This window comes from Zongyangia sp. (assembly GCF_965361945.1).
Map to the genome: position 1 here is coordinate 1 of NZ_CBDTOK010000054.1, position 10,354 is coordinate 10,354.

The 10,354-nt window shown below is 51.1% G+C and carries 11 protein-coding genes and 1 tRNA gene; 1 reads left to right on the forward strand and 11 read right to left on the reverse strand.

Annotated features, from left to right (window positions below):
- From ACZ25G_RS03440 to ruvC, 11 genes are all read right to left on the reverse strand, one after another.
- The coding region (locus tag ACZ25G_RS03440) for a CvpA family protein (protein ID WP_463681553.1) at positions 1-690 on the reverse strand (690 nt) is incomplete at its 3' end.
- A gap of 163 nt (positions 691-853) precedes the next feature.
- On the reverse strand, positions 854-2,008 hold the full coding sequence (locus ACZ25G_RS03445; RefSeq protein WP_463681554.1) for a DUF5711 family protein: 1,155 nt from the start codon (positions 2,006-2,008) through the stop codon (positions 854-856).
- 45 nt (positions 2,009-2,053) lie between these two features.
- The gene (gene truA, locus ACZ25G_RS03450; protein WP_463681555.1) at positions 2,054-2,806 is read right to left on the reverse strand and encodes a tRNA pseudouridine(38-40) synthase TruA; all 753 of its coding nucleotides are present in this window, start codon (positions 2,804-2,806) and stop codon (positions 2,054-2,056) included.
- A gap of 11 nt (positions 2,807-2,817) precedes the next feature.
- The gene (locus ACZ25G_RS03455; RefSeq protein WP_463681556.1) at positions 2,818-3,630 is read right to left on the reverse strand and encodes an energy-coupling factor transporter transmembrane component T family protein; all 813 of its coding nucleotides are present in this window, start codon (positions 3,628-3,630) and stop codon (positions 2,818-2,820) included.
- Positions 3,623-4,507, reverse strand: a complete 885-nt coding sequence (locus ACZ25G_RS03460) for an energy-coupling factor transporter ATPase (RefSeq protein ID WP_191510002.1) — start codon at positions 4,505-4,507, stop codon at positions 3,623-3,625. The genes ACZ25G_RS03455 and ACZ25G_RS03460 overlap by 8 nt, the downstream gene beginning before the upstream one ends.
- A gap of 4 nt (positions 4,508-4,511) precedes the next feature.
- Positions 4,512-5,354 carry an energy-coupling factor transporter ATPase gene (locus tag ACZ25G_RS03465; protein ID WP_463681557.1) on the reverse strand — a complete coding sequence of 281 codons (843 nt, stop codon included), beginning with the start codon at positions 5,352-5,354 and terminating at the stop codon, positions 4,512-4,514.
- Positions 5,355-5,413: 59 nt separating this feature from the next.
- On the reverse strand, positions 5,414-6,280 hold the full coding sequence (locus ACZ25G_RS03470) for a class I SAM-dependent methyltransferase (protein ID WP_191482434.1): 867 nt from the start codon (positions 6,278-6,280) through the stop codon (positions 5,414-5,416).
- Positions 6,281-7,630 carry a phosphoglucosamine mutase gene (gene glmM, locus ACZ25G_RS03475; RefSeq protein WP_463681558.1) on the reverse strand — a complete coding sequence of 450 codons (1,350 nt, stop codon included), beginning with the start codon at positions 7,628-7,630 and terminating at the stop codon, positions 6,281-6,283.
- Between the two features lie 17 nt (positions 7,631-7,647).
- Positions 7,648-8,694: a Holliday junction branch migration DNA helicase RuvB gene (gene ruvB / locus ACZ25G_RS03480; RefSeq protein WP_463681559.1), complete on the reverse strand. Its 1,047-nt coding sequence runs from the start codon at positions 8,692-8,694 to the stop codon at positions 7,648-7,650.
- An 83-nt stretch (positions 8,695-8,777) separates the two neighbouring features.
- Positions 8,778-9,377, reverse strand: coding sequence for a Holliday junction branch migration protein RuvA (gene ruvA / locus ACZ25G_RS03485; protein ID WP_191482431.1), 600 nt, complete (start codon positions 9,375-9,377; stop codon positions 8,778-8,780).
- A gap of 20 nt (positions 9,378-9,397) precedes the next feature.
- Positions 9,398-9,901: a crossover junction endodeoxyribonuclease RuvC gene (gene ruvC, locus ACZ25G_RS03490; protein WP_191482430.1), complete on the reverse strand. Its 504-nt coding sequence runs from the start codon at positions 9,899-9,901 to the stop codon at positions 9,398-9,400.
- Between the two features lie 305 nt (positions 9,902-10,206).
- Between ruvC and ACZ25G_RS03495 the strand changes: the two genes are divergently transcribed.
- Positions 10,207-10,282, forward strand: a tRNA-Val gene (locus ACZ25G_RS03495).
- Positions 10,283-10,354: the final 72 nt, after the last annotated feature.

A 10,354-nucleotide genomic window follows, 5' to 3' on the forward strand; every position in this document is an offset into this window, starting at 1 on the left:
GATCAGGAATCGTCTTAATAATACTGTCTGCTCCATAATATCGTTGTTAAGGTATGCAAAGCCTCCTGCTGTGGCCGCTATAATCAGGCTGAGCAGATTGGCAATCAGGACAACTGTTAGAAGGCCTTCAAAGGCTCCAACAATACCACCCAGCAACGTATTTGCAGGGCCGATGATCGGGATACGTCTCAGTCCACCCAGAGTCCAGGCAAACTTGCGTACCAAGAATAAGCAAATGGACATCAGCACAATAAATAGAATCAGCTGCACAATGCTGATTACAAGAGGGGCCACTACATGATCAGTAATGGCCTCCGGCAATGGCTGGGTAGAATTGCTCAACGACTCTAATTCAGCCAGCACATCCGTCCCGGAGCCAAAGGTATCCAAAAACTTTTCCAGCGCGTCCGGCACCTGGGATAGCACCGTCTGAACATCAGCGGCAATATCGGTAATCCCTGCCTCTGTCAATTTGTTTCCCACCGTTTCTACCACCGAAGGGCGGAGGAAATGATTAAAAATTACTGTAGAAAACGCGTTAGCACCCAAATTCGCAATAAAAAAAGAAATCAGATATCCGATAAATTCAATAACCGTCCGGACAAATCCACGACGGGCGGATATCGATATAAAATATATGACCAGTATAACGACGCACAGGTCATAGAGTAATGGAATCCATTCTGTCATGTATGACCTCCAAAAGTGCCTCTAAAAAGCACAGCTTTTCCTAACGGTAGGAAAGCAAACTGATCTATCTTAACCATACATATAGCATTTTACTCGCCTCATCTCATCCGTCAAGGCACAGCAAAAAAAGTTTACAATTTAGGTGTATTTTACATCATTTTGCTCAGGCTTTTTCAATCCGTCCTGCCAGCGAAACATAGACAGAAGAACCCGCTAGCTGAATACCGATACAGCTTCGCTCCACCGAGCTCCTCCGTATTTCTGTACCTGTCATGTCGTATACGATAGCTTCCTGCTGAAGGAGAACCGCCAAACGATCATGAGAAAGGGAAATATCCTTGACCGCCTCATCCAGATGGATCTCCCCTACCTTTTCACACGTTTGATCCAAAAGGATGATGGTGGCCTGCTGGTACTGGTTGTAGTCGCCGAAAACCAGGGCTATGTTTTCGCTGCCCTCTGTAGAAAAGCTCACCAGATTGGTGGCGCCGTAATCGTATTGTCCTTCGATTGTTCCAGTGCTGCTCATCACCCGGACTGCCTTGTCGGTGACCACAAAAATATGCCCGCCGTCTTTATAGTCCACAGCATAGATGGATTCCCCCGGAAAGTCCAGGGTGGCAATGGGTTCTTCTTCACTAAAGGACAAAAAGACCAAGGAAGACTTCAGCGTTCCGCTTTCGCCTCCTAAGGTTCCTATGACAACACCGCTGCCGTTGCCGAAAACGGAGAGAGAGACAATATGGTTCTGCGCCGAATACCAGGTCAAAATCTCCTCCTGATTGCTGTCATAGACCGTCATCTGGGAGGTATACCGCTGGGATGTTGTCGCCACTGCCAAATAGCCGTTCTTTGCCAGATCAGCAGTCAAAATCGAAAACTCATAGGTCTGGTTCATCAGTTCCCTTGTTTTTGAGGAGAGGATCAGTTTCTTCCCTCCCCTGTCATATACCGCGCTCAAGGAACTGTTATTGACCACCTTCGGATTGGTAAACCCGTGCTGAATATTGCCGATCTCTTTGCCATTTTGATTATAGACGTAAAAGTTTGTCTCGGTAAGAACGCCCAGATCATTGCTGAAGGCGGTCATCATAGATGGAGTGGAGCCCGCCAAACTGATGGGAAAGCCATTACCTCCACCGAATTCCGCCGATATTGTAGAGAAGAAATCGTTGACCTTGGTCCTCACAGTTTCATTGGTAAAGGAAAGGGCCACAAGCACCAGGATAAAGATAAGCACAATGAGGATGATTCGCTTGACGATACTCTTTTTTTTGTATTTTTTCCGCACTTCCGAAATATCCTGTACCTCTGCCATTTCCTCACCTTCTTTCTCAAAAAGTTGTAACTACTTTTTATAAAGCTATCCTAAATCTATCTCATCATAAAAAACCCGGTTGAGGTACAGCCCGCAGGATGGGGCTGTCTTTCCCGCCCGAGAGCGGTCTTTGGAAGCAATAATCGACGTTAGATCATCCGCCGCAATTTTTCCAGCGGCAACATCCAATAAGGTTCCTACCATAATCCGCACCATGTTATATAAAAATCCATCTCCCGCCACGGCAAAGAGGACCATGTCCCCTTCCCGATATACCGAAAAGCGCCGGATGGTGCGGATCGTATCCTTTACCGAACCGCCGCTACTACAGAAGGCAGAAAAGTCGTGGGAGCCTACAAAGGCCTGGGCCGCCTCGTGCAGCGCATTTTCGTCGATAGGCTTAGGATATTCACAGACAAGTCCCGCCATCAGAGGGTCCCTTACAATGGCGTTATGGACCTTATAAATATATTCTTTCCCCTTGGCGCTGTAGCGGGCATGAAAATCGAGGGGAACTTCCTTGGCCTCATAGACCGCCATATCCCCAGGCAGACAGGAATTGAGCCCCCGCAAAAGGCCCTCGTAAGGAATGGGACACCGGGTCTTGAAACTGATGCAAAACATATTGGCATGGACGCCGGCGTCCAGCCGGGAACAGCATTTAATGTCCTGCCGGCGTCCTACCACCTTTTCCAGGGCATCCTGAAAGACCTCTGTCACCGTCAGCGCATTATCCTGAACCTGGGAGCCATGATAAGCCGTTCCCCGGTAGGCCATAGTAATCAGCAGATTCCTCATCATTTTCTCCATTAGAATAGGGATGGGAAGAAATAGTTAAGGGCGATGATTCCGCCGATGCAGACCGCTACAAATGCGGCGGAAACGATGTCCCTGCTGTGTAACTTCAGCTGTTTCAGCCGGGTTCTTCCCTCTCCGCCTCGGTAACACCGGCACTCCATAGCCAGCGCCAGCTCGTCAGCCCGGCGGAAAGCTGAGACAAACAGAGGGATCAGCACCGGGATCAGGGCCTTCACCCGCTGGAGAAGCTTCCCTGACTCCAAATCGGCGCCTCTGGCCTTCTGTGCGTTCATAATCTTGTCCGTCTCCTCGATCAGGGTGGGAATAAAGCGCAGCGCAATGGTCATCATCATGGCCAGTTCATGGACCGGCACCTTGATTTTTTTCAGCGGGCTCATGAGCCGCTCCAACCCATCGGTCAAGACGATGGGAGAGGTGGTATAGGTCAGCAGGGAGGTGCCAGCGATCAGGCAGAAGATGCGGATGGCCATCATAATGGCCATGGAGATGCCTCTATCTGTAATCTTGATAAAGCCCCACTGCCACAAAGGGTCTCCATCGATGAAAAACATGTTGAGGATGGTGGTGAAAATAACAATGGGAATAATAGGCTTCAAGCCCTTCAACGCCATCTTCCAAGGCACGCCGGAAATGGCATAGGCGATGACGAGAAAGCCAATGCCCACCAAAAAGCTCCAAGCGTTTTTGGCGACGAAGAGCATGATAATATAGGCGAAGGTGATGACAATCTTCATCCGGGGATCCATCCGATGGATGAGAGATTTGCCCGGGTAATACTGGCCAATGGTGATGTCCTTAAGCACGGGCATTTCCTCCCTTCTCCGCCTGATGCCGGGAAAGCAGCTGCAAAAGCTCCCTCTTTCCTTCCTCTACCGTAAAGATGTCGGGGTTCACATCCACACCGCGGTCTTTGAGCGCGTGGAAAATGCGGGTAACCTGAGGCACCGCAAGTCCCATGGAGGATAACTCCTCGGTGTGAGAGAAGACATTTTGAATGGTATCATACATAAATACTTTGGATTTGTTCATGACCAGCACCTTGGAACAATACTTAGCCACATCCTCCATACTATGGGAAACTAGCAGAACCGAATTTTTCTGCTGCTCATGATATTCCTTGATCTGGCCTAGAATTTTATCCCGGCCCTTTGGATCCAGTCCTGCCGTGGGCTCGTCCAGAATAAGCACCTCCGGGCGCATGGCGATAACTCCGGCAATGGCTACCCGGCGTTTCTGTCCGCCGGAGAGCTCAAAGGGTGATTTCTCTAAAGTGGTAGGCTTCAAGCCCACAAACATAGCCGCCTCCCGGACCCGCTCGTCGATTTCTTCCGCGGAAAGGCCAATATTCTGGGGACCATAGGCAATGTCCTTATAAACCGTCTCCTCAAACAGCTGGTATTCCGGATATTGGAAAACCAGCCCCACCTTAAAGCGGATTCTACGGATATCCTTGGGATTTTCCCAGATGTCCTCCCCATCGATGTAAATCTTGCCTGAGGTGGGGCGGAGCAGTCCGTTAAGATGCTGGATCAGGGTGGATTTGCCCGAGCCTGTATGGCCGATAATGCCCACAAGCTCCCCTTTTTCTATTTCGATGTTGACATCGCTGACAGCTACCTTTTCAAAGGGAGAACCGGCGCTGTAAGTGTAGGTAAGATGCTCGGTTTTGATGACTGACAAATTCTCATTCCTCCAAAAGGCGCAGAATCTGTTCCACGCACTCCTCTTCGTCGATGATGTGGCTGTCTACGGGGTAACCCGCTTTTTTTAGTTCATATACAAGCTCGGTGGATTGGGGTACATCCAAACCAACGGACTTGAGCTGTTCTACATGGGAGAATACATTTTTGGGGGTATCATCCAACAGCATGTGGCCGTTATCAATCACCACCACCCGGTCAGCCTTGGCCGCCTCATCCATGTAATGGGTAATGAGTACTACCGTGATGCCGAAATCCCGGTTGAGCTTTCGCACCGTCTTGATGACCTCCCGCCGGCCTTTGGGATCCAGCATAGCAGTGGGCTCGTCCAGCACAATGCACTCGGGACGCATGGCGATAATACCCGCAATGGCTACCCGCTGCTTCTGTCCGCCGGAGAGCTGATGAGGCGCATGCTCCCGGTATTCGTACATTCCCACTTCCTTGAGGGCGTCGTCTACTCTTTGACGCATCTCCTTCGGCTCCACACCCAGGTTTTCCAGGGCAAAGGCCACATCCTCTTCCACAATGGTGGCGACAATCTGGTTGTCCGGGTTCTGGAACACCATGCCCACATTCTGCCGGATTTCGTAGATCATCTCCTCCTGCCGGGTATCAATGCCATCCACATAGACAACCCCCTCCGACGGGGTAAGGATGGCGTTAAGGTGCTTTGCCAACGTCGATTTACCCGAACCATTGTGGCCCAGCACCGCCAAAAACTGGCCTCTTGGGATGTCCAGGTTCACATGCTCCAGCACCGGAGCCGTGTTCCCCTCCGCCGTATAGGCATAGGAGACATCCTGCATTGTAACGATGTTTTCCACCGGGACTAACCTCCATTTCCGCACCGCTTTCGGCACATCTGCAATCAAGTTCTACACCTTTATTCACACTGCCAGATAGCTGTGCAGCCACAGGGCAGATCATAGCCTGATTTTTTCACCGGCAGGCCGATCTCATCGGCGCTGACCTCTCCTCCAAATTTGTTTCGTACCGTTACTCCCAGCAGATACTGCATCACTGAAGGCGAAAGGCCGGTGGTGTAAGAGTTAAGCAAGAAAAAGAGGGGGCGTTCACTGAGCACCCGGGAGCAAAGCTCCACTAGGCCGTAAATCTCGCTTTCCAGCTTCCACACCTCTCCCCCCGGCCCCCGGCCGTAGGAGGGCGGATCCATGATGACCGCGTCATACCGGTTGCCCCGACGGATTTCCCGCTCTACAAACTTTTTACAATCGTCTACAATCCAACGGATGGGTCTGTCCTCCAGGCCGCTGAGGCGGGCGTTGTCCCTGGCCCAGCTGACCATCCCCTTGGAAGCATCCACATGGCAGACACTGGCTCCCGCCTTAGCGCAGGCCAGGGTGGCTCCGCCGGTGTAGGCGAAGAGATTGAGAACCTTTATGGGCCTTCCTGCCCTCTCAATTTTATCCATCATCCAGTCCCAATTGACGGCCTGTTCCGGAAAAAGGCCGGTATGCTTAAAGCCGGTGGGCCGGATATGAAAACGAAGCGCCCCATAGGAGATGCTCCACTCGTTTTGCGGCATATGGCTGTTTTCCCAATGTCCGCCGCCGGAACTACTCCGGATATAGCGGGCGTTGGCCTTCTTCCAAAGGCCAGGATCTTTGGGGGTGTTCCAAATAATCTGAGGGTCCGGGCGGATGAGAACCACATTGCCCCATCGCTCCAGCTTTTCCCCTCCGGATGTGTCCAGTATTTGATAGTCCTTCCAGTGCTCAGCTGTCCTCATTTATCCCAGTCTTTCCTTGATAGTCTCAGCAATATCCGCCGCCATAGCGCCGATGGTCTCGGCGTCCTTCCCCTCTACCATGACCCGGATGAGGGGCTCGGTCCCAGAGCAGCGGACCAAGATTCTGCCGTCGCCCTGCAGCTGCTGCTCACAGGCTCTGATTTTGTTCCAAATGGTCTCTTCCCCATCCAGCCGTTCCTTGGCGTCGTTTGCCACTGTAACGTTGACCAGCGTCTGGGGATAGCGCTCCATGATTTCCGAAAGATCCGACAGGTTGCCGCCGCTCTTTTTGAGCAGACAGAGCAGCTGGGCGGCGGAAAGCTGCCCATCGCCTGTGGTCATATAGTCGAGAAAAATAATATGGCCTGACTGCTCGCCGCCCAGGTTATGGCCGCCCAGCAGCATATTTTCCAGCACGTATCGGTCTCCAACCTTGGTGGACTCAGCATGGATGTCGTATTTTTCACAGAATTTGAAAAAGCCCAGGTTGGACATAACGGTGGCTACTACCGTATCGTTTTTTAGCCTGCCGTTTTTCTTCATATCGTGAGCAAACATGGCCATCAGCTTGTCGCCGTCCAAAATAACGCCGTGCTCATCCACCGCTAGACAGCGATCCGCGTCTCCGTCAAAGGCTACGCCTACATCACAGCCATTTTGCACCACATACCGGGCCAAAACCTCGATATGGGTAGACCCACAGTTGTCGTTGATATTGATCCCGTCAGGCACGTCGTTGATAATCATGCAGTTAGCGCCCATGGAGGTAAACAGGGTCTGAGCTGTAGTACTGGCGCTGCCGTTGGCGCAGTCAATAGCCACCGTCAAGCCCGTCAGATCCACATCCACCGTAGAGCGGATATGGTCAATATAATCCTTGGTGGCGGTTTTGACCCGGATGACTGAACCAATCTCCCCACCAGTTTTCAGCATTTTCTCCGGCACTCCCTGCTCCAGCATCGTCTCAATTTCGTTTTCGATGCTGTCGGAAAGCTTGTAACCGTTTTCATTGAAAATCTTGATGCCGTTAAATTCCACCGGATTATGGGAGGCGGAAATCATGATGCCGGCATCCGCTTCATACTCCTGCACCAAATAAGCCACCGCCGGGGTGGGAACCACGCCGATGAGCATGACGTCGGCGCCTACGGAACAAAGCCCGGCCACCAATGCTGCTTCCAGCATATCAGAAGAAATACGGGTGTCTTTGCCAATGAGGATTTTCGGTTTGCGGTGGGTATGGCTGGTCAATACCGTGGCCGCGCACCGTCCGATGTTCATGGCAAGCTCACAACTTAGTTCCTTGTTGGCCACCCCTCTGGCGCCGTCTGTACCAAATATCTTTCCCATGTTCTGCCTCCACAAATTTATTCAAGGTCGATTAAGTTCATCTGTTGATAGTTCTCTTCCGGTCCCAGCCGTTTTATCCCCAAATGGTCATAGGCAAGCTGTGTGGCACAGCGCCCTCTGGGGGTCCGGCTGAGAAAGCCGATCTGCATCAGGTATGGCTCATAGACATCTTCCAATGTGATGGATTCTTCTCCGATGGCCGCCGCCAAGGTATCCAGCCCCACCGGGCCGCCGTTATAGTTGCGGATGATGGTGGTAAGCATCCGTCTGTCAATACTATCCAGCCCCAAGGGATCCACTTCCAGCTTATCCAGCGCCAGGGCCGCCATCTCTTTGGTAATCGTTCCATCTCCGATGACCTGGGCAAAATCCCGGACCCGTTTGAGAAAGCGGTTGGCGATACGGGGCGTTCCCCTGGAGCGCCGGGCCAATTCAATGGCCCCGCCCTTATCACAGGGAACCTCCAAAATTCCCGCCGAGCGAAGGATGATCTGGGACAGTTCCTCCGGCGAGTAAAGTTCCAAACGCATCATGACGCCAAACCGGTCCCGAAGAGGGGATGTCAACTGTCCCGCACGGGTGGTAGCACCGATCAGGGTAAACTTGGGCAGATCAATCCGGATAGACCTGGCTGACGGGCCCTTGCCGATGATAATATCCAACGCATAGTCCTCCATGGCTGGATAGAGCACTTCCTCTACCGTGCGGGGCAGACGGTGAATTTCATCGATAAACAGGATGTCGTTTTCGTTGAGATTGGTCAGCAGCGCCGCCAAATCCCCCGGTTTTTCCACCGCTGGGCCCGACGTAATGCGGATGTTTACATTCATCTCGTTGGCGATGATGGCCGACAGTGTGGTCTTGCCAAGGCCCGGAGGTCCATAAAGCAGACAGTGGTCCAGCGCTTCCCCCCGCCGTTTGGCCGCTTCAATAAACACGGTCAGGTTTTCTTTGACTTTTTCCTGACCAATGTATTCACTGAGTGTTTTGGGGCGCAGAGAAGCTTCGATATCGTTATCTTCTGCCACGTTTTCCGGAGCTACAATCCGGTTTTCGAAATCCATTTCAAAATCGTTAATCAATGGTTTCTTCCCCTTTTTCCTTCTATGCTATGCATTTCGCTGTATTTCTGTCCTAAAAGCATATTTTACCCCAAAGCCAGCTTTTTCAGCGCTCCCTTGATCAGTTCCTCCACCGGCAGAGAGCCGTCCAGTTTGGCCACCGCTGCTGCTGCTTCCGACTGGCTGTAACCCAACACCACCAAAGCGCCGATGGCCTCTGAAACATTAGAGGCGTCCAGATCGATACTGACTGGTCCCTCAGAAACTGCTTGGGTCAGCTGCTCATTGCTGATCTTATCTTTAAGTTCCAGCACAATCCGCTGGGCAATTTTAGGGCCGATGCCCTGGCTACGGGTTAGAGTCTTGTAATCCCCAGAAGCTACACACAATGCAAATTTCTCCGGAGTGCAGTCAGAAAGGATGGCCAATGCCGCTTTGGGGCCCACGCCCGAAACCGAGATGAGCATCTTAAAACAGCTCAGTTCATTTAGGTCATAAAATCCAAATAAGTTCACGGCATCTTCCCGGACCTGGAGATAGGTGTAGATGAGCACCTGCTTTTGCTCCTTCGGGAGTTTTGCAATGGTCTGATTGGTGGTGGAACACTGGTAGCCTACGCCGCCGCATTCCACAACGATCATATTGGCCTCTGTGTGAACCACTGTGCCCCGGATGCTGTAGATCATAAAAATGCGTTCCTTTCCTTCTATCTTTGCAGAAGTTTTTCTTTATTAAGCAAGGAGCCAGCGCTGTGAGCGTGGCAGATGGCGATGGCCAGAGCATCCGCTGTGTCGTCGGGCTTTGGTACCTTTTCAAGGCCCAGCATGATACGGGTCATCTCCATCACCTGTTTTTTCACTGCCCGGCCATAGCCTACTACCGACTGCTTAACCTGTAGCGGCGTATACTCATAAATCGGGACTCCGGCTTTTTTCCCCGCCAGGACAATCACTCCACGAGCTTGTCCCACGGCGATGACCGTCTTCTGGTTGCTGGTAAAAAACAGCTGCTCTACCGCCATAGATTCCGGCTTGTATTTGTGGAGCAGATAGGTCAGTTCATCATAAATGACCTCCAGCCGGGAGTCAAAGGGCATATCTGCGGGGGTGGTAATGGCGCCGTAACCCAAGGTACGGAATTTCCCACGGTGATATTCCAAAACCCCGTAACCCACAATGGCATAACCCGGGTCAATTCCCATCACTATCATCTATTTTTCTCCATTTCGTTTCTATTTCTTATTTTCGGGCATACCCCACACATTATATTCAAATTATTATACCATGGGATCAAAATCCTCGCAAGCAGACAGAAAAATGTTCACTTCTTTGTTACAAACCAAAAGAAAACTCGACTATTTCGATGGAATAAATTTACAATTCGCTCTGCTTATGGCAAAATTATCATCAACAGACTTAGATTAAAGATTGTTTTTATGAAATATGTCAAAATTATGTATAAATGTTGATTTTTCAGAAACTTTGAGATATAATATGAAACATCTTCAGAAAATATGGACGATTAGCTCAGCTGGTAGAGCTTCCGCTTGACGTGCGGAAGGTCGGGGATTCGAGTTCCTCATCGTCCACCAGGGGTGCTGTTCCTGCAATAGCGGGGGCGGCATTATTTTTTGCCCAAAAACAGAAACATAATAAACAGCCGC

Excerpts from the sequence above, each read along its gene's own strand:
- ACZ25G_RS03445 (WP_463681554.1), bottom strand. The coding sequence starts at position 2,008 with ATGGCAGAGGTACAGGATATTTCGGAAGTGCGGAAAAAATACAAAAAA.
- truA (WP_463681555.1), bottom strand. The coding sequence starts at position 2,806 with ATGAGGAATCTGCTGATTACTATGGCCTACCGGGGAACGGCTTATCAT.
- ACZ25G_RS03470 (WP_191482434.1), bottom strand. The coding sequence starts at position 6,280 with ATGAGGACAGCTGAGCACTGGAAGGACTATCAAATACTGGACACATCC.
- glmM (WP_463681558.1), bottom strand. The coding sequence starts at position 7,630 with ATGGGAAAGATATTTGGTACAGACGGCGCCAGAGGGGTGGCCAACAAG.
- ruvB (WP_463681559.1), bottom strand. The coding sequence starts at position 8,694 with ATGGATTTCGAAAACCGGATTGTAGCTCCGGAAAACGTGGCAGAAGAT.
- ruvA (WP_191482431.1), bottom strand. The coding sequence starts at position 9,377 with ATGATCTACAGCATCCGGGGCACAGTGGTTCACACAGAGGCCAATATG.
- ruvC (WP_191482430.1), bottom strand. The coding sequence starts at position 9,901 with ATGATAGTGATGGGAATTGACCCGGGTTATGCCATTGTGGGTTACGGG.